We start from the raw sequence: 24441 nt of genomic DNA, 5'->3' as shown, positions 1-24441 counted from the left end.
TATTAACCAGTGGCTAATAAAACAAAACCCCACTAAGTAGCGGGGCTTTGAAAGTTATCGTTTAGACGTCTAGCTGTCAAGCATTTAATAATTTATGCATCAAATAAAACTGCCCATGTAATACGAGCCTGCATAACCTACGGTGTAGCAAATTAATAAATGCAGCGATAAACGCAAGTAGCTCATAAAGGTAAGCGCTTTAACTTTGCTCATGGCAATAATGCCCGCAGCCGACCCAATGATAAGCATTGAACCGCCCACGCCCGTTGCATACGTAAACGACAACCAGTGTTGTTGGCTCATTACTATATCGGCTTTTAATAAAGCAGCAGTAAGCGGTACGTTATCGACCCCTGCTGATAATATGCCCATTAAGTAGTTTGCGTACTCGGGTGCCATTACCGTATATAGGTCGGTAAATTTACTCAACATACCAATTTCTTTAAGTGCGCCTACAAGTAAAAGTACACCTACAAAAAACAATAATGTGTCGTATTCTATATCGCGAACAAAGTCGATTATGTCTTTGTTAATGTCTTTTTTGCGCATTAAAAATTGCGCGACTAAAAACATCACTGATAAGCCAAACAAAAAGGTGAGTAAAGGCGGTACGCTGTAAACTACACTCAGCATAAGTGTGCTCACTACGGTAGATAAAAATATAACAGCAATGGTAATGTCGGTTTTTTCGATGCGGGTTTTACCTGCACCAGCAAACTCAACACGCCCTTTCATACCGATAGATAGTAACGCGGCTAGCAACATAACGCTTGCAAGAGCTGGCGCTATAAGTAGTAATAAATGAGCAATGGTTACTTTGCCGTCTAAAAATATCATCAGTGTGGTTACGTCACCTGTTATTAGCGATACCCCACCTGAGTTAACCCCAAACACAATAAGCGTGGCGTATTTAATGAGCTTTTTAGGTTCAAGTTTTAACGACATAACAACCGCGAGCGATATAAGCGTAGCTGTTACGTTGTCTGAAATCGACGAAAACAAAAATGCAAAACCACCCACCAAAAACATGAGCTTTTTTTCGCTAATACTTTTTGGCATAACACGGTGCACAATATTTTCTATAAACCCCTTTGAATTTAAATACGCTACAAAGGTCATCGCAGCCATTAAAAATAGCCATAACGAGGCGATTTCTAAAATATTTTCATTTAAAAGGTGTTGAATCGTATCGGGGCTTTGCCCGTGTAGAGGGTATATAAAAAGAAGAATCCAGCAAAGCGTACCAAAAAACAGCGTGGTTTTAGCTTTATTGACATGGATTATATCTTCTATAACGATCAGTAAAAATGCAATCGCTATCAGGGTTAGAATAATCGAGGAAACCATGGTAGTTAAACAACCTTTGATATAGTTTTAAAGAACACACAAATAACATTCCATTTCATGTGCCTATTTTCGGCGCGAATTTTAGCACTGCCTCTATGCAAAAACTATTATTAAATGGTCTTAAAAACGAATACTATATACAGACAAGGTTAATTAAAAATACGTAATAATGAGTCTTCTAAAAGAACTCAATAATAAAATACTAGGATGTTGTAACCTCTTATGATCCCAGCTAAAAAGCTACTAAACACCATAACTGAACATTGGGGTGTACTAGAGCTATTATTTAAACGTTTTAAAATGGCTGACTTTAGCCTGAAAGACGTACAAAACGCCATTAAACAAAAACAGCCTACTTGGTCAAACGAGCGTATTTATAAAGAAACAAATCGTTTGTTAAACCAAGATATTTTAATTCCACTGGCTAAATCATCGCAGCTTGAAATAAATCGTGCCATTGCCGACTTTGCTACGTTTTTACTGCAAGAAGAACATTTAGGCTTAGCGCAAGAAATTAGCGTATTAGTCGACGACCTTGCACGTTTAGGTAATCGCCTAGATAACGCTGGCGAAATAGAAGACTTTGACGATTTACGCCGCTATAGCCGTATTATGGATGATCGGGTGCGTAAAATAATGAAGCTCTATGCGCACAACGAAAACGCCATTTTAAATATTGTTGAACAAGCTAAATCTAATAATGCGGTGCAATCGCTGCAAAAGCGTTATAAAGCGGTAATAGAAGCCTTTGACGAATACATAGAGCCAATGCTTAAAATGGTTGATATTCGTGGTGAGTTTCATGCATGTTTTACCCTCATTGAAGAGCAAATAAGTAAACAAATACTGCACATTGAGCGCTCAGGTAAAGCCTACAACGACAAACGCATGCTGGAGCAATTACGTACACGCATACTCGAAATGCATTTAGTGGGTAGAGAAAGCTTACGTAAAAGTGCCGATATGCTTATGCCGCTGCGCGAAGAGTTACGCCGTAATAACTTAATTACTCGCCAAGCAGCCAAAGTACTTGGGCTTGTGCGTAAAAATGGCGTAGACAACATGTTAAGTGCTGTGCAGCCACATTTTGTAAGCGACGCACAGCGATATTCGCTTGGTCAGCAACGCCATATTGTGGCTTACATGGCAAGCTTGGTTGAATTTGAACACGAAGAATACCAATTGCCTGACCAGCAAGACGTGCCTGCATTTGTTACGCCTAATATTCCTGACTACAACGATGTTAAAACCAGCTTTGCTAAGCGCTTTAATAAAAAACGCAAAAAACCGCAGCCCTTGCTGCAATTTTTAGACGAAAGCTACCCAAATCTCGATGCCGACGAAATGCTATTTTTGTATCAAAAATTAGTCAGCGACAGCGATATTAAAATAATTCAAAGCGATGAAAAAGCCCGCGTAAAAATTGCCGGTCAGCACTTTTCTTTATATCCATTTAATTCAGAGCCTCAGCCAGATTCAAAGGCAGGTAAATAAACCATGACACACATAAACTTAGACGAGCTAACCCATCTACAAACCATTAATAAAAAATTAGTAGCGGGTTATCACATTTGCGAGCAAGACAACGTAATGTGGCAAGAGCTTGACCAACACATAGAAGACTACACCGCCCTATTTACAGCCCTAGGTAACGATTTAAAACGCGACAGCCGTGGATTTTATTATTTTGGTAGCGACGAAAGCACACCAAATATGGGCAAGATATCTCGCGCTATCGCGCTCACTATTTACATTTTAATTGAACACTACGCCAATACGGGTAAAGACCCAATGCGCGCATTGTTTGACGACGTAAACGATTTAGAACTTATGCAAACGCTGGTGCAAATTAACAAACATTTGTTTGATCAGCTTGAGATATTTTCGGGATCGGACCTGCGTAAAGACGTATACCTGCGCATGGTGCGCTTAGGTTTAGCCCGTGAAGTAGAAGGCGGCTTTATGCTACAAGCGCCAATTCACCGCTACATAGATGCACTCATGGAAGTAAACGAAGAAACCTATATTACAGAGGACGAGGAATGAAAAATCTATACGGACTAAGTAAACTCGCCCTACTTAACACCGCAGGCTATGCAAAATGTGTGATCCCGCTTGATAAAAGCAGCTCTATTTGCGCGCCAAATAACACAGGTAAAAGCTCGGTTATTAACGCCCTGCAGTTTCCACTTATTAACGATTTACGCTTAACAGAATGGGACGGACACGATTTAGATGAAACCCGAAAGTTTTATTTTTCATCCGATCAGTCGTACATTTTACTCGAAGCCAACTTGCCTCATGGCTCTGTAGTAATTGGCGTTGCCGGGCTTGGTAAAATTGCCGGTTACGCGCATCAGTACTTTTGTTATCAAGGTAAACTTGATTTAGAGCAGTACACGCAAGGTAAAACAATTATTAAATTTACCAAGCTGTTCAACCATTTAAAATCGCTTAACTACAATCCTATTGAGCTTAAAGCACAAGAGTTAAACGCGCTACTTACTGGCGGCGCAACCCCATTTGACGGCGACATTAACTTAAAAATGATCCCGCTTAATAATGTGCAAGACTCCTCTATTTATAAAGAAATATTTAGACGTATTCTTAACTTACACAAATTAGGCGCAAGCGACGTAAAACGCTTTATGCTACGTGTGTTTGAGCGCCATATGTCGAACTCTAAAGTCGACTTTTATGAAGTATGGCGTCGCTCGTTTGATAAAGTAAATCGCTCAAAACGCGAATTAAAAGCCCTTGAGTCAATGCAAGAGCCAATAGCCGCGCTTGAATCAATGCTTGAAAACCAAACCGTGCTTAAAGGTAAATTAGCGGCGTATGCGCCTAAAATTGACCAAGCACTGATTGATTTTGATACCTATCAAGAATCGCAACTTAACGAGCTGGGTATAGCGCTTGAAGATATAGAGCACGAAAAACACGAGTTTGAGCAAAAGCAAAGCCTATACGTACAGCAGTCGCGCGATATAGAGCGCAGACAAACACAAATTGAGCAGTGGTTTTTAGATTACGATGCGCTTAAAAGCGAATTTGAACTGGTAAATAAAGCCACCCTTAAAACCAGCCTGACTCAGTTAAAGCAAGATTACGAGTCGCTTTCACACTCTATAACCAGCGCACAAGGGCAAAGCCTACATACGCTTGGCTACCGTATTAGCGAAACACAAAAACAAATTAAGAGCTTAAAGCTGCAACTTAAAAACCTTGAGTTTAATTTGTTTACCCGTATGCGCGAAGACCTCTCGTTAAAAGAAGTAGAAGAAATATCGCGGATTTTAAACCCAGATATTCTCTCGTTTGCAACCACCACTAATGGCGATATAACCATTGATGACGAAGACGCGTTTGGTGAATTTTTATCGCTACTTAGCGAAAACGTTAAAGGCGGTGTACTAACTCTGCCAGGTGCGAGCATTAAGCTTAAAAAGCTCTCGCCTGTGCAAATGCAAAGCGGCGAAAACAAAGAGCAATTAACCGCTCAGCTAAGTGCACTTGAGCATTCACTTAAAGAGTTTAAGCAACAGCGCGATGTTGCTGCAAACGTTGCCGACAAGCAAAAAGAAAAAGACGAATTATACGATGAGCTTATGAGCGCAGAGAGCGCCCTAAAACGCTTAGAGCAGTTTGATATAATGCAGCAGTCAGTCGAAGCGCAAGCCATGCTAAAAGAGCAATTATTAGCTGAGCGCGAACAAGTTGACGACTACTTGCAAGATATTCAAAAAAATAGTGGCTCAATTGCCGATCGCCGCTCGTTAATTAAATCGAAACAAGAGCAAATTAATCGCCAAACAGAGCGCCTGCGCCAAGTTAAAAGCGAGCGAATTGACCACACCCTTGATTTATACAGCGGTAAAGTAACCCCGTACATGATTGATATTACGGTCGACTTTGATAACTTAAGCGATCTTGTTCATCACTTTAATAAAGACTGCCAAGAGCTGCGTAATTTTGACATAAACGTGCGCAACACCTATTTGCATGTATATAACGCGGGTATTACTAAATTCGACAACGAAAACGACGAATATACTAAATACCAAAAGCTAATTAGCGCGTTTCATAACATTGATAACGAACGCGACGCTGTTGAGCGCCAAGCACGCGTTGCGCTTACTGAAGTGGCCGCCACTATTAAAGGCTTGCGAGAAGATTTAGACCGACTTCGCCGCGAAATGAACAGCTTTAATAAAGGCATAAGTCAGCATCGTATTTCAAACCTGCAAGCGTTTAAAATTAACGTAATACCGCGCAAAATGCTGGTGGATAGTATAGATACAATTATCAGCACGTCGCATCAGTTTGAGCAAGGCGACACGCTTGATTTACTGAGCCAAGAACCATACAGCGAAAGCGCGGTAAACGAAGCGAAAGATCACTTAATTAAACTCGCCTCAGACAAAGCAGGTTTAACGCTGACCGATTTATTTGATATTCGATTTGAAGTAGTTAACCGCGCAGGTGAAACAGAGCATTTTGAAAAAATAGATTCGGCGGGTTCTAACGGCACACGTATTACGATTAAGTTATTGTGTGGCATGTTGTTTATTCGTTACTTATTAAGTGACCAAGAACAAAACCTATACCGTATACCCATTTACATAGATGAAGCAGCTGATATCGATCCGCAAAATCAAAAAGCGATTATAGAAACTGCGCTAAGCTTTGGCTTTGTACCTATATTCGCCTCAGTTAAACCGCAAATAAGTTGTGACTATATTGTGCCTATTCGCTCAGTAAAAGACGGTGCACAAAACTGGGTAGATGAAAAAGATTGGATTGAAGTTGAACATTAGCTAATGAATCGAGACTAATTAACAGAGGTTAATTAGTCGTTCAGCCCTGACAATTAGACTAATATTTAGGACGTTTAAATAACACACATTTAAACTATGTGTGTTATTTTAAATTAATGCATTTTATTGGAGCAAACGTAATGAAAAACATACTTATTGTTGCAGCGCTAGCACTACTTACAGCCTGTACACAAACCCCAGATTGGGATTACGATAAATCAGCCAACTTTAGTAATTTTAAAACATTTGCTTGGGTAGAAAACGCCAGCCTAACTAAAGACACAAATAACTATCAAATTAATGGCCTAATGGAAAAGCGTGTTCGCACTGCCGTTAACGCAGAGCTGAGCCAAACATTAGGTATGAGCTTAGTTGATGCAGCGCAAGCTGATGTACTTGTTAACTATCATGCATCGGTTGATAAAGAGCTTGAAGTAGATACATTTAATGTAAACTACCGCCCGCATTGGGGTTATTGGGGTACTGGTTTTCAACGTGATACAACTGCGCGTGAATACGAAGTTGGTACACTAATTATTGATATTGTAGACCGCGAATCAAACCAGCTAGTATGGCGCGGCGCGAAAGAAGGTCGATTAAAGAAAAATCAATCGCCAGAACAACGTGAAGCATCAATTAATAAAACAGTGAGCGAAATTTTAAGTAACTTCCCGCCGCAAAAGCAGCAGTAAGTTTTAGTTAGTTTTTAAAAAGCTCACGTTATGTGAGCTTTTTTGTGGGTGCTTGTTTTTAGGACTTACAGACTTATGTAATTACGAGCTACGCTCGTCAGCAAGCTGCACGTCTACAAAAAACACCGATTAATCTTTACCTGTAAACGCTGAACTTTATTTTATCTGTAGGCGATAAGCTTGCTTGCGCGAGAAGCGCAGCTTCTAATTAATTATCTTTATGCGCTTATTTCACTCCAAATTACGAGCTACGCTCGTCACGTCTGCAAGCTGCACGTCTACAAAAACACCGTGTTAAATTTACGATTTATACTTATGCAGTAACTCAAGCGGTATGTGGCAATAGTCATCTGGGTGATTAGTTAAGCGGTCTTGATGCTCAGGATCGCTTGGCACGTAGTTAGTTAGCAGCTCTACCCCTACCACAATCTTATCGGCATCACTTCGCTGCCTTATGTAATTGCTAGCGACCTTTAAATGATCTTGGCTTTTGCTATAAATGGCAGTTCGGTATTTGGGGCCTACATCGTCGCCTTGCTTATTAATGCTATATGGGTCGATAATTTCAAAAAAGTAGTCAAAAAGCATATTAAGGCTAACAACTTCAGAATCATATATGACTTTTACGCACTCTGCATAACCATCGTATTCACCTTGCGTATCGGTACTTGTGCCATTGGCACGCCCAGCTTCAGTGTTAATTACACCCGGTAAATGCTTTAAAAACTCTTGTACGCCCCACAGGCAGCCACCAGCAAAGTAAATAGTATCTTGTTGTTCTATATTCATAATAAATTTTACCAAATTAGTTAACGTTGCGAATGAGTATCAAATGCAGTTTTTAAGATATTAATGTACAATCGCGCTCAAAATCGCAGTTGTTCAATTTAGCTATTTTATCACGCCTTAAAAATGTGTTTAGCGTTTAATTGTTACCGTAACTGCATATAAAAAGATGAGACACACAACATGAAACGTATCCCCCACTTTATATTCCCTGCCCTGCTATGCAGCGTGAGCAGTTTTGCTTACGGCGAAGCTGTAACTAATAAAACTGAAGAATCATCAGCAATCGAACAAATAACCGTTGAGGCATCGCCCACTGCAAATAAACTCCCTGTAGGTACATTTGACTCTCCAATATCTAATTTAGAGTACGACCCGCGTGTTGATTTGCAATCACGTAATATGGCTGAAGCGCAGGCTGATGTAACTATACGCGGCGGTATTTTTGAAAATACCGGCTTTAGAGTTGGTAGTGCTACTTTACTTGACCCACAGTCTGGTCATTACTTTGCTGAAATTCCTATTGCACCGCAAATGCTTACCGGCCCCGCTATTTTAACAGGTGCTGATAACGCACTTTACGGTATGAATAGCTCTGTGGGCACAGTATCGTTTGGTTGGAAGCCAATTGTTACCGGTGGCAGCATATCGCTTGGTACTGGCACTAATGACTTTAATTTACAAAGCATTCATGGCGCAAAAAGCACTAAGTTAGATAGCTTAAATAGCTTAAATAACTACACGCTTGGTTTTGAGGGGGAGTATTCTCATTCACAAAGTGATGGAACTATAGATTTTGGCGATCACGATTTTACGCGTACAGCTGGTCGTGTTCAATTATTAGGCTCACAATCTCAAACAGATTTATTTTTTGGTGCTCAAGATAAGTTTTTTGGTTGGCCAAATTTATACACCCCATTTGGCGTTAACGAAACTGAAGACCTAGAAACACGCTTATTAATGCTAAACCATAAGCAAAATTATGCGCAGGATAGTAATTTTGAAGTGTCGGCTTATTATCGTAAGCACAACGCTCACTATATTTACTCTCGCGAAAATCCCAGTGCATTTGAAGCATTTCATAAAAGTGAAGTTAAGTCGTTAGGACTATCAGGTCGCCATGCTCAAAGTGATGTATTTGCTGTAAATTACTCAGTGCAGTTTATTGACGATTCAATTGAATCGACCACGCTTGAAAACAATTTCACCTCGCGTAACTATTATAAAGTGAGTGTATTGCCAGAGTATAAAATGGCACTTGAGGGTAATAAACAACTTACATTTCGCTTAGGTGCTGCGTTTGACGATACAAATAGAGACGACTCTGAACTGTCACTTATTGGTGATGTAACGCTCAATACACAAAACAGTAAAGGTTTTGATCGCACGCTTTATTTATCGTACGCGCAGGCGAGCCAAGTAGCGGGCTATACCGCCATTGGCGGCAGTGATTCTGGCGGTTTATTTAGAAGTAATTACACCCTTGAGCGCGAAACCACTAAAAACTTAGAGCTAGGTTTATTAATGGAAGAGCAAAGCTGGCAGCTAAACTCGGCTATTTTTTATCGCAAAGACGATAACTTAACCGATTGGACCTATAACTTTGATTCAAGCTCTGCGCGCTTTGCAAACCCGGTAGATATAAATACTACCGGCATAGAGTTTTTAGCCACTAAACACTTTGATACCGCAAAATTAATAGCCAGTTACACTTATTTGCACAAATCAGAAAACTACGGTGCTGCCGATATAGATGCCAGCTTTTATGCATTAAACTTTCCTGATCACCGCCTTACACTTGGCGCGGTTTGGAATCCAACTGATATTTTAGAATTTAGAGTCGATAATGAGTGGCGTACACAGCACGAAAACGCACTTAGAAACGGTGACAATAACGCTTTATTTACTCAGCTAACGCTTAAAATCACCCCGCCGATACTAAAAAACCTATTTATTACCTTTGCTGCGGATAACCTATGGGATGAATCGTTTGAGGAAATACCAGGGACACCAGGACGCGGTGAGCAATATACGTTAAGTGCAACGTATAGTTGGTAGATGTGAGTTATCGTATTCAGATACCTCTTTATTAAAAAAGGTATCTGAATAAATATTTAGTAAAAAACATACAGCGCACTAAATATTAAAAATTTTGATTACTCAACTTATATTGAACCAGAGCGACATTGTCTTTTTCTAAGTTCATTATCAATTTGTAGAGGGCGACTAAGTTCATCTGTAAGAACTGGGGAAACAACTGCACCTGTTTCAACCTCTTGTATCCAGATTGAAATTTTATCTCCCTCTCTTTTTCTATTTAGCATGTAGCTTTTATCAGAATCTAAATTAACGTTAAAATTAACAAAAGCTTCTTTTTGACTGTTTAAAACATCAGGGTTTGAAGCACTCGCCTTTACCCATAAATCATGCTGACCACTTGGATACTGCTTTGGTTCAGCCCATTGTGTAGGTTTTTTGTTATAGCACATCAAGTTAACGTATTCTCGTTCTACTCCCTGCTCTCTTTTAAAGTTTTCGAATCGAAAATGATCTTCTTTAATATCAGTTTTGATTGGTAAGTTTGAACAACCTAATACAGTCACACTTAGAGTAAAAGCGGTAAGTAAATTTTTCATTTCTCTTTCCTTTTAAAAATTAATATTGCACAAGATAATTTATAACTAAAGCTAATATAAAAGCATTTCACATTTTCCTATATTAGCAACAAAACTAAATATGTCTAATATTTAATCATTAATTAGATAAAAACTATTTTAATAATTTATAAAGAATTTTTTATTTTAATTAATCTTTGTAAATATGTGTGTATTAAACCCACCAGCTAAGTTAACTGCTCAAGTTCTGTAATAAGCGCTAGAGCTTGCGCATTTGTTGAGCCACACACATCAAACGTGGCGCTAAAATCGCTGCACACTTTAGGCCGACTTGAATCACCAAATAACTTACATAAATTACGCTCATCCAGCTGAATACAGCGCTCTCCGGCTTTTTTACCGTTTGGCATCCCTGGTATTGGAGAGCTAATACTTGGCGCAATACAGCATGCACCGCAGCCTAATCTGCAAGTCATTGATTCGGTTTTCATAATATCCTCTGTATAAAAAACACTTACTTTTATTCCTTTTTAGGAACGTAATTAGCCCACACGCTAAGTTGCAATACACATATGTAATGCTTTGTTACATCTTAAAACGCCTTGTAAACACTTTATTGCGTATTATTGCTCTGTCACCACCAATTATGAAGGAATGCCTTGTGGCTACTACAAAACAAATAATACTCCCAATTGCAGTTTTAGCAGGCGGTATTGCTTTAGCTTTCGCCTTTATGGCCATGAAAAAGCCACCGGAAGAAAAGCCTGAGCAAGACATTCGCCCTTTAGTTGCGACTCAAAGCATACTTTTAGATTCTATAACGCTCGATGTTAAATCGTACGGCATAGTAAAACCAAAAGACCGTACAGAATTAATAGCACAAGTAAGTGGGCAAGTTATTTTGGTGTCAGATCAATTTGTTGAAGGTGCGTTTGTAAAGCAAGGCGATATTTTAGCACGAATTGATGCAAATGATTACGAGGCTGACTTTATTGAAGCGCAAGCAGGTTTAGCACAAGCAAGCTCAGCACTTGAAATAGAACGCGCACAAGCGCATGTAGCAAAAGCTGAGTGGGAGCGTATTAAATCCGACTCTAGCGATGCTATTGCATCAGAGCTTTATTTACGTAAACCACAATTAGCCGAAAAGCTCGCGCGTTACCGCTCTGCTCAAGCAAGTGTTAAACGTGCAAGCCGCAATCTTGAACGTACTTATATTAAAGCACCGTACGATGCAATTATTAACGAGCGCACAATTAGCTTAGGTTCAGTAGTAAACCCAGGTAATAGCTTTGGTGCACTGAGCGCAACCTCGGTTGCAGAGGTTCGTTTACCGGTTGCCGACCAAGAACTGCAATATTTAAAAAATGGCGGCGTAGGTTCAAACGTTACATTTAACGCTGAATATGCGGGCAAGCAAACAATGTGGCAAGCCAAAGTAATTCGCACTGAAGGCGTGGTTGATCAAACAAGCCGCATGAGCTATTTGGTAGCACAACTTGCAACACCTTATGGCGATAAAACACGCCCACTTCGTTTTGGTTCGTACATTAACGCTACAATTGAAGGTCGCCCGCTTGATAACGCAATTATTGTTGCGCACCATTTAGTTAAAGATAATAAAATTGTGATTTTAAACGACGATCTAACATTATCATTTAAAACGCTAAATATTATACGCGAACAAAACGGGATGATTATAGCCAGCCAAGGCTTAAAAAACGGTGAGCAAATTATTACCTCAGCACTTGAGTATCCAACTGAAGGTATGGCAGTAAAAATTGAAGATATTGCGCCTAATAAAACTGACATTACTCAACTTGCGCTGAAAGAGGAATAGCCATGAACACTCGTGAAACAGGGTTAATAGCATGGTTTGCCCGAAATCCCGTTGCTGCCAACCTACTAATGATATTTATATTAGTGGGCGGTCTTTTAATGGCCATGACTATTCGCAAACAAATGTTCCCACAATTTGAAAGCAACTGGATAAGCGTACAAGCAGTTTATCCTGGGGCTGCCCCGCAAGAGGTTGAAGAAGGCATAACCATAAAAGTTGAAGAAAACCTCGAAGGTCTTGAAGGCATTAAACGCCTAATTACCTACTCTAACCGTGGTTTTTCTCAAGCGTGGATTGAAATAGAAGAGCAATACGACCCACAAGAAGTACTTGATGAAATTAAAGTACAAGTTGATTCAATAAATACCTTTCCTGCAGGAATGGAACGCCCTGTTGTTCGCCGTGATAAGTTTGAGCAAGAGGTAATGATACTCGCGCTTTATGGCGACATGAGTAACTACCAGTTAAAAGAGCTTGGCAACGATATAAAAGATGAGTTACAAGCCCTGCCTCACGTTAACCTGGTTAATTTTAATGGCGGTTTAGAGTACGAAATTGGTATTGAAGTCAGCCCCGATAAACTGCGCGAATATGGCTTAACATTTAGAGATATTGCAGGCGCTGTGCAAAGCTTTTCGGCAAATATGTCGGCGGGGCAAATACGCTCTGAAAACGGTTATATTTCGATGCGTGTAGAAAAACAAGCCTACCGTGGTTTTGAATTTGAAAGGCTCCCCCTTATTACTCTTGCTGATGGCGCACAAATTTACTTAGGCGATGTAGCAACCATTAACGATGGCTTTGAAGAAGGCTTACAGTATTCAAAATACAATGGTAAAAATTCACTCTCGTTTGAAGTTAACGCATCAAAAGATCAAGATATTACCGATGTAGCAAAAGTCCTTAAAAGCTACATGGCGGCTAAAGAGCCACTTTTACCTGCAGGTGTTAAGCTATCTCCTATTGTTGATTTAACTTACTACCTTGAAGGTCGACTTGATATGATGGTCGATAACATGATTTGGGGTGGCTTGTTAGTAATGATAGTGCTGGCACTATTTTTACCACTACGCTTGGCATTTTGGGTAATGATGGGCTTACCGGTGTCTTTTCTAGGTGCCTTTTTGTTTATGCCCATTGGCTTTTTAGACGTAACAATTAACCTAGCCTCTCTTTTTGCCTTTATACTTGTGCTCGGGATTGTTGTTGATGACGCCATTGTTGTGGGCGAGTCAGCCAGTGCCGAAATAGAAAAATACGGCCATACACTTGATAACGTAGTACGCGGCGTAAAACGTGTTGCGATGCCAGCAACCTTTGGTGTACTAACAACTATTGCGGCATTTTTACCACAAACACTCGCAACCGGCCCTGGTGCTGCTTTTTCTAAGGCAATTGGTGGCGTGATTATTTTATGTTTGATTTTTTCACTCATTGAATCAAAACTTATTTTACCTGCGCACATTGCAGCAATGAATCCACGTAAACCAAATCCTAAAAACCTATTACATCGCTTACGTATGGTAATTGATAGTGGTTTAAAAGGCTTTGTGAACAACTACTACCTTCCTTTTGTTGGCCGCTGTATTCACTATCGCTATACCGTAATTGTTGGCTTTATGTGTTTGCTTATTGTAAGCGCAGGTATGTTTGCAGGTGGTTTAGTTAAATTTGTACCAAACCCTAAAATACCGCACGACTTTCCGCGTATTGATATTGAAATGAACCTTGCTTCGTCTGAGCAAGCAACGCTTGAAACCGCACGCAAAATAGAAGGCGTTTTGTTAAAGGTCGATCAACAATTACAAGAGCAATACGGTAAACCGATGATCCGCGATTTATCGGTAAGTCTGCGCGGCAGAACGCAAGCAAACATTATGGCCATTTTGGTAGAGCCTGATTTACGCCCTATCGATACCTTTGCCCTAAGTGCATTATGGCGCGAACAAATGCCCGCTTTACCTGGCGTTAAAACCATGACTATTCAAGACAGTATAATGAATGGTGGCCGAGATGATGGCGACGTTAGCTTTAAACTTGAAGGCAAAAATGCTGACGTACTAAAAGAAGTAGCAGGTAAATTAAAAGCTAAATTACAAACAATGGAAGGTGTTGGCGACGTAAACGACTCAATGCAAAGCGCCACTGACGAAGTACAACTTGATTTAAAACCACTGGCTTACAGCATGGGTTTAACGCTTGCTGATGTCGCATCGCAAGTAAGCTTTAGTTACTACGGCTTAGAAGCGCAGCGAATATTGCGTGAAGGCGAAGAAATTAAAGTCATGATCCGCTACCCAGAAGACGAACGTAACTCAATAAGTGACATAGCAAGTGTGCGTATTATTACACCTACTGGCGCTGAAGTTCCGCTAAGTGAAGTAGCCGAAGTTAAACTAGTTGACGGTGTAAACCGTATTCGCCGCGAAAACTCTAAACGTACTGTAAACGTATGGGCTGCGGTAAATACCGACCAAGCCGAACCTTTTGCTATTGCAGAAGAAATTCGTGATGAATACTTACCAACATTACTTAAAAGCTACCCTGGGGTTACAAGTGATGTAGCTGGGCGCATTCAAGAAGAAATGGATAGCGCTTCAGAGCAGCTTCGTGATTTTGGTATATCAATGATGATTATATTTGCCTTATTAGCGATTCCACTTCGCTCTTACTCGCAGCCACTTATTATTATGTCGGTTATTCCGTTTGGTGTAGTTGGCGCGATGTTTGGGCATATGATTTTAGGTATGACCATGAGTAGCTTATCGATGTTTGGCATAATTGCTGTAGCGGGCGTGGTTGTAAATGACTCCCTCGTTATGGTCGATTTTGTAAACAAAGCACGCGCTGAAGGTGTCGCGACTAAAGATGCTGTAATGCAAGCCGGTGCACGCCGCTTTAGAGCGATACTACTCACCTCAATCACAACCTTTATTGGTGTAATGCCAATTATTTTTGAAACGAGTTTACAAGCTAAAATAGTTATACCAATGGCTGTATCACTTGCCTTTGGTGTGTTATTTGCCACCGTAATTACACTAATACTTATACCGTGCCAGTACGTTGCACTAGAAGATGCTAAGCGATTAGTACGTAAAATGCGTGGCAAGCCGCCACTTGTAGATGCCCAACCAGCGCCTACTAATAGCTAAGTTAAGTAATATCCCAACCAAAAAAGCTCGGCATACTCTATGCCGAGCTTTTTATTTTAAGCTTAAAAATAATATTTAACTATTTACTAATATTACTTCTACTACTCATTTTTTAACACATAGACTCCATCAACAGTCCTAATAATTGAAAGAAATATTGCTCGTTTTTTATCCCTAATACGTTATGGTATTTAAATAATAAATATACATAATAAAGTTAAGGAACAGCCATGAATACCCCGCTATCAGATCACATCCCGCAAGAAGCCTTTGATTGGTATGATGAATACGCCCACGATTTAATGGACCGCCGTACGTTTATGAAAAAACTCGGTGGCCTTGCTGCACTTGGTTTTTCGATGGCTGTACTTACATCAGCGCTATTACCTAATTACGCGTTTGCTGAGCAAGTCTCGTTTAATGATGACGATATTACGGCAACGTACGAAGAATTCGATTCACCAGACGGATATGGTAAGGGCAAGGGATATTTAGCCGTACCTAAAAACGTAGAAGGTAAGCTCCCTGTTGTGCTAGTGGTACACGAAAACCGTGGATTAAACCCGTACGTAAAAGATGTAGCAAGGCGCTTAGCTAAGGTAGGCTTTATTGCGTTTGCACCCGATGCGTTGTTTCCACTAGGTGGCTATCCTGGTAACGACGATGAGGGTCGTGCCATGCAAAAAACAATGGATCGCGCTAAAATTCAAAACGATTTTGTAGCCGCTGCACACTTTTTAAAATCGCATGCTAACAGCAACGGTAAGCTAGGCGCTGTTGGGTTTTGCTTTGGTGGCTACATTGTTAATTACTTAGCCGCAGTAGATAGTAATTTAATCAGCGCAGGCGTGCCTTTTTACGGCACTCCTGCAAGTGAGAGTTTACGTAAAAATATTAAAGCGCCGTTAATGATTCAATTAGGTGAGCTTGATAAACGTGTAAACGCATCGTGGCCACAGTACGAGCAAGATTTAAAAGCCAATAACGTTGAATACACTATGCATATGTATAAAGGGGCAAATCATGGTTTTCATAACGACTCTACTGGGCGTTATGATGAGAAAAAAGCAGAACTTGCATGGCAGCGTACTATTGAGTTTTTTAATAAAAAACTAAGTTAATCAGATTGCGTATTAATCCTTTAATACGCTTTTATCAATAATTCCTTTATTTACCAACTGCTGCAGAATAGTTTGGGATTTTGCTCTGCATGCATCACGTAGTAAACGTACCGCAGGCGTTATTGACTGCCTACTTGGGCAAATAAGCCATAATTCGCCATTAGTGTGTTGATAACCTGGCAAAGCAGTAACCACCCTATCATTGAGTAAATCATCGGCTATATCGAGTGCTGACTTTACTGCTAAGCCTTTACCCGCAACACACCATCGCCTCACTAGGTCACCATCGTTAGACGCGCGCCGACCATCCATTTTAACTTTATATTTTGACTCACCATCGGTGAACTCCCATGTGTTATTTATAATATCTTGTAGTTGATAAAATAAGCCTTGGTGATTAGCTAAGTCGTCTGGATGTTCAGGAGAGCCATTTTGTAATAAATATTCTTGAGTTGCACATAATAAGCGCGGTACGTTGCAAATTTTAAAACCGTAAACGCTAGCGTCACTTGGCGAGCCATAACGAAGTGCTATATCAACTGAATCACGATAAAAATCAATATTACTGTCACTTATATGCGCTCGGAGGCTTAACTTAGGATAATTATCCATCAGCTCATCAATCCATGGGATAACTAAATTTCGCCCCAAATCGGATGAAAGAGCAACACGTAATTCGCCTTCAATTTCGTCATGCTCACCTTTGAGGTTATGCTTTGCTTGCTCAAGTATTGCTAAAGCTTGTTCGCACTGAGGTATATAGCGCTCCCCAGCGGCTGATAACCTTAAATGACGTGTAGTACGTACAAACAGTTCACTGCCCAGTTCTAATTCAACACGCTTAATTACCGCGCTCGCAGTTGCTGTGCGCATATCTAATTTAGCAGCTGCAAGCGTAATACTTCTAAACTCAGCTACTTTTAGAATAAGTTTTAAATCTTCTATGTTCATATTATCTATATATATTTGATAATGTTTCAATGATTATGATGTTTATTAAATGCAAAGCAAGCGCTATTATCAAATCCGTAAAATATTCTTATTTAAAACTGATTGGTCACTATTGAATTATTTAAATTCAAACCAATTAATAACAACTCGCTCAATTTATTTATTTGGAAAAATAATGACTCACCCAATTATTAGTGATTTAGAAAAACGCTACACAACTAAACGTTACACAACTAAGCGTATTCCTCAAGATGACCTAGACGTAGTATATGAAGCTATGCGTCTTTCTCCTTCATCAATTAACTCGCAGCCTTGGAAGTTTGTTGTAATTGAATCTGATGAAGCAAAAGAACGTATGCATACTACCTTTGCTAATAAGTTTCAATTTAATCAGCCTCATATTAAAACAGCGTCGCACGTTATTTTATTTGCTTACAACCCTAAATATACACGTGACGATTACGCACAAGTAATTGATGCAGACATTAAAAACGGTCGTACTAAAGCAGAAAACCGCGAACAATCATTTGGTGCTTTCGCGTTTGTTGATATGAATACTGATGAGCAAGGCAATAACGCAACGTGGACTAAAGCGCAAACTTACATAGCGCTTGGTAACACAATGCATGCAGCAGCACGCTTAGGTATTGATTCAACTCCTATGGAAGGCGTTGATGCACAGTTGATTGGCGAAGTTTTTGAAAAAGAGCTAGATGGTTACATTTGTGATGTAGCTTTAGTACTTGGCTACCATGATGACGCAGAAGATTATAATGCTAAATTACCTAAATCGCGTTTAGCTAAAGAGCAAATAATTCAAGTTTTATAAGTTATATTTTTATTACATTAAAAAACCACTTATTTGCATTCAAATAAGTGGTTTTTTGCTTTTAAAGCGGCTTAACTCACTTTAAGCTGCGCAGCTTGAATGTATTGCACGAGATCTTCAATAGAAACCACGGTCATATTATGCTTATTAGCATAATCACTAACTTCAGGTAAACGTGCCATTGAACCATCGGGGTTGGTAAGTTCGCAAATTACACCAAATGGTTTTAAGCCTGCAAGTTGCATTAAATCAACCGATGCTTCGGTATGACCACGGCGAACTAGCACACCGCCAGTTTGTGCTTTTAAACCAAATACATGGCCAGGGCGCGATAAATCACTTGGTTTTGCATTATCGGCTGTAGCAGCTTTAATAGTAGTCACTCTATCAACGGCAGATACGCCGGTTGTAACACCGTGCTTAGCTTCAATAGTGACAGTATAAGCGGTGTTATTTTGACTGGTGTTATTGGTTACCATTTGCGGTAGGTCGAGCTGTTTAATACGCTCCTCTCCCATGCATAGGCATACAATACCACTGCCTTCGCGGATCATTTCGGCCATTTGTGGGGCCGTTAAATGCTCAGCTGAAAAAACAAAGTCGCCTTCGTTTTCGCGGTTTTCGTCATCAACAACAAGTACGCCTTGCCCTTGCTGTAATGCAGCAATTGCGCTTTGTACACGGATATGGCTTTCGCCGAATTGAGTAAGTAGAGACTGAATCATCATTATATTCCAAATAAAAAATAATAGATTCAGGACACAGAAAGGCATGGCAAAGCCATACAAATAAAATCGTATGGATTAAACCAAAACAGCATTAAAAATGCTCACCAAAAAGCTACGTTTTGGTGTACATAAATAAGCTATATTCTCTTTCATCCGGACTCTAACCGTCGGCTCTGGCATCTCACCAGATCTGCTTGACCTTTACTTAACCTATTTAAACACTGTAAAAACAAGTTAAATAAAGCGCTCGCGGGCTCATTTAAGTTACAAATAACATTAAACATACCGCCGGTGGGGAATTTCACCCCGCCCTGAGAATTAACAGTAAGCGTTAGCACTTACTGCAAGCATATTATACGCCTGTATTTACTTGTTTTTCAAAACTAAATGCCATAAATACTACGAAAGTTGAATGTTTACCGATGCACTGTTTACTATACCTTCATTTATATCAGCAATAAGCGAACACATAGCACCGTTAACTAAATTTAAGTTAGGTTGAACGTGCCCTATGTCAGCATCAAAAATAACGGGAAATAAACACCCGCCTAATGCAACATCAAGCGCATGACGATAGTCAAAGGCATCATAATGACTTTGTGTAATTTCACTTCGCCCTAAAACCAAGCCATTAATGTCGTCAAATATGCCCGCTAATTTTAATGACAGTAAAAATCGTGCAACCGTGGTAGGCGTTAGCTCTGAGTTTTCGAGGTATAAAATAAGCCCTTCGGGTGCACTGTCCTTTTTAAATTCATGCAGTGCTAAAAATGGTGAGTCGAGCAATAAGCCGACTGTATCTAAACATCCACCAAATAAGCGGCCTGACATTTCTATGGTGCGTTTATCTGTATAGTTTAAACATTGCCATTTTGTGGGCTCACTAGGGCTTAGTAATTCATTCGGGTTTTGTGCGTAATTAGGCTTGTTTTTTTGATATAAAGAAGAAGGCCCTTGCTCAAATTTACTACCGGCTTCGTAAGTAAGAGTTTCGAATATTTGTAGGCTATACGCGTTTTTTTCATCTGGATGGAGCTGCATAAGGTTAGCGCTGTGAAGTGTTGCCCATTGGCACTTAGCGGTGAGTGCACATGCAATCGTGCTCACATCAGAAAACCCAACTAGCCATTTAGGTTTGGCTTGTTTAATCGCGTTAAAATCAAGTAGTGGCAATACCTCCATTGCCAGCTCACCACCCATTGGCGGCATAATGGCATCTATTTCATCATCTAGTAATAAACCCATTAGTTGCTCGGCATGGGCTTTAGCATTAAGCTCATTACGTGGTCTGTTTTGGCGTAAAAACTCCCCCTCTACAACCTCATAGCCACGGTGCTTTAATCCCTCTATCACAATATCTAATCGCCCGTGGTATTTTTCTTTTAGGCCTGATGACAGCGAGCAAATTGCAATTTTAGAGCCTACTTTTAAAGGCGCTGGGTAAAGAATATTAGCCATGGGTGTTCCTTTTTAATAAAGTGATTATGTACCTATATCAACACGTACACTCTTTATACAATATGAATGTATAAATGAGCTAATACTTTGAGGTCAGCAAAATAATAATACCAATTCCATTAAGTATGTGATCTGAATTTTACGCCGAAAAAACAATTCAGTTCTAGGCGTAAATTGATGTAAATGGTTGTTCCCTTTACGAAATTAACAACAAATAAATGGGTTATTTTAGCAAGTAAAATAGATCAGCTATTTATTGGAATTGGTATAAGTTTTAATATTAAATTTCAGGCATAAAAAAACCGATGTAATTACATCGGTTTTTATTTAAAACGTTAAAGTGAGTTATACGTTAAAGATACTCAACTTCAATGATTTCGAACTCAACTATACCTTTTGGTGTTTCAATAGACACTGAGTCGTCCATTTGTTTACCAATTAAGCCACGCGCTATAGGTGAGTTAACAGATATTAAGTTATTTTTAATATTTGCTTCATCATCGCCTACAATACGGTATTTTACTTCAGCATCGGTTTCTACATTTACAATAGTCACCGTTGTACCAAAAATAACTCTACCGGTATTTGGCATTTTAGTTACGTCGATAATTTGAACATTTGAAAGCTTAGCTTCAATTTCTTGAATACGACCTTCACAAAAACCCTGTTGCTCACGTGCAGCATGATACTCAGCGTTTTCTTTTAAGTCACCATGTTCACGTGCAACCGCAATATCACTTACGATTTTAGGACGGGTAACTGTTTTTAATTCGTTAAGCTCTTTACGCAGTAAATCTGCGCCACGAACTGTCATCGGAATTGATTGCATACTTTTCTCACTTAACACCAAGGCCCTAGTTGGCCTTGGCACATTTCCTTAGTTCAATCGCAGGTGTAGCTCTTGAACTGACGTCACTTTACTGCGGTCATCTGCTTTGTTAGCAGTACAGTTAGCGAATGCCGCGTTCAAGGTTGTCGTATAGTTGGTTTTATTTTGCAACGCACCACGACGTAACACCTTCGAATCTTCGATCGCTTGGCGACCTTCGGTGGTATTAACAATATAGCTGTACTCTTTATTCTTAATATAATCAAGAATATGCGGGCGGCCTTCATATACTTTGTTTACACGTCGTACTTCAATGCCAGCTTCTTCAAGAGCTTGTGCCGTGCCACCAGTTGCGTCAAGTTCAAAACCTAAGTCGGTCATGATTTTGGCTAATTCAACAATACGTGGCTTATCGCTATTACGAACAGATAATAACGCGCGACCACCGCGTGGTAAAGTATTGCTTGCACCTAATTGTGCTTTTGCGAATGCTTCGGCGAAAGTATCGCCAACACCCATCACTTCACCTGTTGAACGCATCTCAGGGCCACGGATTGGATCCACACCTTGAAACTTAGCAAACGGCAGTACAACTTCTTTAACGCTGTAGTAAGGAGGAATCACTTCTTTAGTAATACCTTGGCTTGCCAAAGACTGCCCCGCCATACAACGTGCAGCTACTTTTGCAAGTGCTACACCGGTTGCTTTTGATACAAACGGTACAGTACGTGCAGCACGTGGGTTAACTTCGATTAAGTACACTTTGTCTTCTTTTACTGCAAACTGTGTATTCATCAAGCCAACAACACCAAGCTCAAGCGCCATGTCGGTTACTTGCTTGCGCATTACGTCTTGCACTTCTTGTGATAAAGAATGTGCTGGTAATGAACACGCTGAGTCACCCGAGTGAACACCGGCTTGCTCAATGTGCTCCATGATACCGCCGATGATTACTTGCTCGCCGTCACAAATTGCGTCAACGTCAACTTCAATCGCGTTATCTAAGAAACGATCCAGTAATACTGGCGCTTCGTTTGATGCTTGTACAGCTTCGGTCATGTAGCGACGTAAATCATCTTCATCGTATACAATTTCCATTGCACGACCACCTAGTACATACGACGGACGCACAACAAGTGGAAAGCCGATTTCAACTGATTTAAGTAATGCTTCTTCAGTTGAAGTTACTGTTGCATTTTCTGGCTGAAGTAAGTTTAAACGCTCAACAAGTTGTTGGAAGCGTTCGCGGTCTTCTGCACGGTCAATCGCATCTGGTGAAGTACCAATTACTGGCACGCCGTTAGCTTCTAGCTCACGCGCTAGTTTAAGTGGTGTTTGGCCACCGTACTGTACGATAACGCCTTTTGGCTTTTCAACACGTACGATTTCGAGTACGTCTTCAAGTGTAATTGGCTCGAAGTATAAGCGATCCGAAGTATCGTAATCGGTAGATACCGTTTCAGGGTTACAGTTAACCATGATGGTCTCATAACCGTCTTCACGAAGTGCAAGCGAGGCATGCACACAACAGTAATCAAACTCAATACCTTGACCGATACGGTTTGGACCACCACCAATAACCATGATTTTATCACGATCTGTTGGGTTAGCTTCACACTCTTCATCGTAAGTTGAATACATGTAAGCTGTGTCTGAGCTAAATTCTGCAGCACACGTATCAACACGTTTATATACTGGCACAATGTTTAATAAATGACGTTTTTTACGAATTTCAGCTTCTGATACACCAGCAATTTCTGCTATACGCGGATCTGCAAAGCCTTTGCGTTTAAGTTTACGTAGGAAGTCAGCATTTAAACCCGCCATGCCTACTTTCGCTATTTTTGCTTCGTCTTTTAAAATGTCTTCTATTTGAACTAAGAACCAACGGTTTACTTTAGTCAGCTCGTAAACATCATCAACGCTCATGCCATGGCGCATTGCATCGGCAATGTACCAAATACGCTCAGCGCCTGGCTCGCGTAGTTCGCGGATGATTTTTTCTTTTGCTTTAGGGTCATCAAGCGCCACTATTGGATTAAAACCTGTAGCGCCTACTTCAAGACCCCGTAATGCTTTGTGTAGTGACTCTTGTTGGTTACGACCAATTGCCATTACTTCGCCAACTGATTTCATTTGCGTAGTTAAACGGTCGTTTGCACCGGCAAATTTTTCGAAGTTAAAGCGAGGAATTTTTGTAACAACGTAATCGATTGAAGGCTCAAAAGACGCAGGTGTTTTGCCACCCGTAATGTCGTTTTGAAGTTCATCAAGCGTATAACCTACTGCTAGTTTTGCTGCAATTTTAGCAATTGGGAAACCCGTTGCTTTTGATGCAAGTGCAGATGAACGTGATACACGTGGGTTCATCTCAATGATAACCATACGGCCATCTTCTGGATTAATACCAAACTGTACGTTCGAACCACCGGTTTCTACACCAATTTCACGTAATACTGCCATAGAGGCGTTACGCATAATCTGGTATTCTTTGTCGGTTAGCGTTTGCGCTGGTGCAACAGTGATTGAATCGCCAGTGTGAACACCCATCGGGTCAAAGTTTTCAATGGTACAAACAATAATACAGTTGTCGTTTTTATCACGTACAACTTCTGTTTCGTACTCTTTCCAACCAATTAGTGATTCATCAATCAATAATTCGCTAGTAGGCGATAAATCTAAGCCACGTTCACAAATTTCTTCAAACTCTTCTAAGTTATACGCCACACCGCCGCCGGTGCCACCCATAGTAAAAGAAGGCCTGATAATACATGGCAAACCAATGCGCGTTATGATGTCTTTGGCTTCATCCATAGAGTGAGCAATCTCAGCACGTGGACATTCAAGACCAATATTTTTCATTGCTACGTCAAAGCGTTCGCGGTTTTCTGCTTTGTCGATTGCATCAGCCGTTGCACCAATAAGTTCAACGCCGTGCTTAGCCAATACACCGTGTTTGTCTAGTTCAAGTGCACAGTTTAATGCTGTTTGACCACCCATTGTAGGCAGTATTGCATCAGGCTTTTCTTTTTCAATGATTTTTTCTACCACTTCCCAATGAATGGGTTCGATGTATGTTGCATCGGCCATATCAGGGTCTGTCATGATAGTTGCAGGGTTTGAGTTAACTAATATAACTCTGTAGCCTTCTTCTCTAAGTGCTTTACACGCTTGAGCACCAGAGTAGTCAAATTCACACGCTTGACCAATTACAATTGGGCCTGCGCCTAAGATAAGAATGCTTTTTATGTCGGTACGTTTTGGCATTATTACTCC

Annotated in this window: 18 protein-coding genes and 1 riboswitch; of the genes, 9 read left to right on the top strand and 9 right to left on the bottom strand. The window is 40.3% G+C overall.

The genetic code is table 11. The features are described from left to right. Nucleotides 1–99 precede the first annotated feature (99 nt). The gene (gene nhaD / locus GQR55_RS11485; protein ID WP_007375803.1) at nt 100–1347 is read right to left on the bottom strand and encodes a sodium:proton antiporter NhaD; all 1248 of its coding nucleotides are present in this window, start codon (nt 1345–1347) and stop codon (nt 100–102) included. Nucleotides 1348–1569: 222 nt separating this feature from the next. Here nhaD and GQR55_RS11480 point away from each other — a divergent pair, with 222 nt between their 5' ends. From GQR55_RS11480 to GQR55_RS11465, 4 genes are all read left to right on the top strand, one after another. Continuing rightward, complete coding sequence (locus GQR55_RS11480; protein WP_166420703.1) at nt 1570–2841, top strand: hypothetical protein; 1272 nt, start codon at nt 1570–1572, stop codon at nt 2839–2841. A gap of 3 nt (nt 2842–2844) precedes the next feature. Next, nucleotides 2845–3393, top strand: a complete 549-nt coding sequence (locus tag GQR55_RS11475; protein WP_165728258.1) for a hypothetical protein — start codon at nt 2845–2847, stop codon at nt 3391–3393. Beyond that, nucleotides 3390–6164, top strand: coding sequence for an ATPase (locus tag GQR55_RS11470; protein ID WP_166420702.1), 2775 nt, complete (start codon nt 3390–3392; stop codon nt 6162–6164). The genes GQR55_RS11475 and GQR55_RS11470 overlap by 4 nt, the downstream gene beginning before the upstream one ends. A gap of 140 nt (nt 6165–6304) precedes the next feature. After that, a complete protein-coding gene (locus GQR55_RS11465; protein WP_166420701.1) occupies nt 6305–6856 on the top strand; it encodes a DUF4136 domain-containing protein in 552 nt (183 codons plus the stop codon). A gap of 300 nt (nt 6857–7156) precedes the next feature. Here GQR55_RS11465 and GQR55_RS11460 read toward each other — a convergent pair whose 3' ends face one another. Then, nucleotides 7157–7645 carry a peptide-methionine (S)-S-oxide reductase gene (locus tag GQR55_RS11460; protein WP_166420700.1) on the bottom strand — a complete coding sequence of 163 codons (489 nt, stop codon included), beginning with the start codon at nt 7643–7645 and terminating at the stop codon, nt 7157–7159. Between the two features lie 180 nt (nt 7646–7825). Here GQR55_RS11460 and GQR55_RS11455 point away from each other — a divergent pair, with 180 nt between their 5' ends. Continuing rightward, nucleotides 7826–9700, top strand: a complete 1875-nt coding sequence (locus tag GQR55_RS11455) for a TonB-dependent receptor (protein WP_166420699.1) — start codon at nt 7826–7828, stop codon at nt 9698–9700. A gap of 107 nt (nt 9701–9807) precedes the next feature. On the opposite strand, the gene GQR55_RS11450 is transcribed toward GQR55_RS11455, so the two are convergent. Both GQR55_RS11450 and GQR55_RS11445 read right to left on the bottom strand, forming a co-directional pair. Next, nucleotides 9808–10278, bottom strand: coding sequence for a hypothetical protein (locus tag GQR55_RS11450; protein ID WP_166420697.1), 471 nt, complete (start codon nt 10276–10278; stop codon nt 9808–9810). A 206-nt stretch (nt 10279–10484) separates the two neighbouring features. Continuing rightward, nucleotides 10485–10748: a YkgJ family cysteine cluster protein gene (locus tag GQR55_RS11445; RefSeq protein WP_166420696.1), complete on the bottom strand. Its 264-nt coding sequence runs from the start codon at nt 10746–10748 to the stop codon at nt 10485–10487. Nucleotides 10749–10918: 170 nt separating this feature from the next. Here GQR55_RS11445 and GQR55_RS11440 point away from each other — a divergent pair, with 170 nt between their 5' ends. From GQR55_RS11440 to GQR55_RS11430, 3 genes are all read left to right on the top strand, one after another. Next, on the top strand, nt 10919–12097 hold the full coding sequence (locus GQR55_RS11440) for an efflux RND transporter periplasmic adaptor subunit (RefSeq protein ID WP_166420695.1): 1179 nt from the start codon (nt 10919–10921) through the stop codon (nt 12095–12097). Between the two features lie 2 nt (nt 12098–12099). Continuing rightward, nucleotides 12100–15249: an efflux RND transporter permease subunit gene (locus tag GQR55_RS11435; RefSeq protein ID WP_166420694.1), complete on the top strand. Its 3150-nt coding sequence runs from the start codon at nt 12100–12102 to the stop codon at nt 15247–15249. A gap of 230 nt (nt 15250–15479) precedes the next feature. Then, nucleotides 15480–16370: a dienelactone hydrolase family protein gene (locus GQR55_RS11430; protein ID WP_166377693.1), complete on the top strand. Its 891-nt coding sequence runs from the start codon at nt 15480–15482 to the stop codon at nt 16368–16370. Nucleotides 16371–16382: 12 nt separating this feature from the next. On the opposite strand, the gene GQR55_RS11425 is transcribed toward GQR55_RS11430, so the two are convergent. After that, on the bottom strand, nt 16383–17321 hold the full coding sequence (locus tag GQR55_RS11425; RefSeq protein ID WP_166420693.1) for a LysR family transcriptional regulator: 939 nt from the start codon (nt 17319–17321) through the stop codon (nt 16383–16385). Nucleotides 17322–17496: 175 nt separating this feature from the next. Between GQR55_RS11425 and GQR55_RS11420 the strand changes: the two genes are divergently transcribed. Next, nucleotides 17497–18150 (top strand): nitroreductase family protein, encoded by a 654-nt coding sequence (locus GQR55_RS11420; protein WP_166377689.1) that lies wholly within the window; start codon nt 17497–17499, stop codon nt 18148–18150. 71 nt (nt 18151–18221) lie between these two features. Here the strand turns inward: GQR55_RS11420 and ribB are convergent, their stop codons facing one another. The 4 genes from ribB to carB form a co-directional block, all read right to left on the bottom strand. After that, complete coding sequence (gene ribB / locus GQR55_RS11415; RefSeq protein WP_166420712.1) at nt 18222–18875, bottom strand: 3,4-dihydroxy-2-butanone-4-phosphate synthase; 654 nt, start codon at nt 18873–18875, stop codon at nt 18222–18224. A 140-nt stretch (nt 18876–19015) separates the two neighbouring features. Further along, nucleotides 19016–19201: riboswitch (FMN riboswitch) on the bottom strand. A 76-nt stretch (nt 19202–19277) separates the two neighbouring features. Continuing rightward, nucleotides 19278–20336: a S66 peptidase family protein gene (locus GQR55_RS11410; RefSeq protein ID WP_166420692.1), complete on the bottom strand. Its 1059-nt coding sequence runs from the start codon at nt 20334–20336 to the stop codon at nt 19278–19280. A gap of 352 nt (nt 20337–20688) precedes the next feature. Then, complete coding sequence (gene greA / locus GQR55_RS11405; RefSeq protein WP_166420690.1) at nt 20689–21165, bottom strand: transcription elongation factor GreA; 477 nt, start codon at nt 21163–21165, stop codon at nt 20689–20691. Between the two features lie 48 nt (nt 21166–21213). Further along, a complete protein-coding gene (gene carB, locus GQR55_RS11400; RefSeq protein WP_166420688.1) occupies nt 21214–24432 on the bottom strand; it encodes a carbamoyl-phosphate synthase large subunit in 3219 nt (1072 codons plus the stop codon). Nucleotides 24433–24441 lie beyond the last annotated feature (9 nt).

Source organism: Pseudoalteromonas sp. Z1A8 (assembly GCF_011378855.1).
In the GTDB taxonomy this organism is placed as follows: domain Bacteria; phylum Pseudomonadota; class Gammaproteobacteria; order Enterobacterales; family Alteromonadaceae; genus Pseudoalteromonas.
Note: the sequence above shows the minus strand (reverse complement) of the source record. Positions and strands in the feature narration are given on the sequence as shown.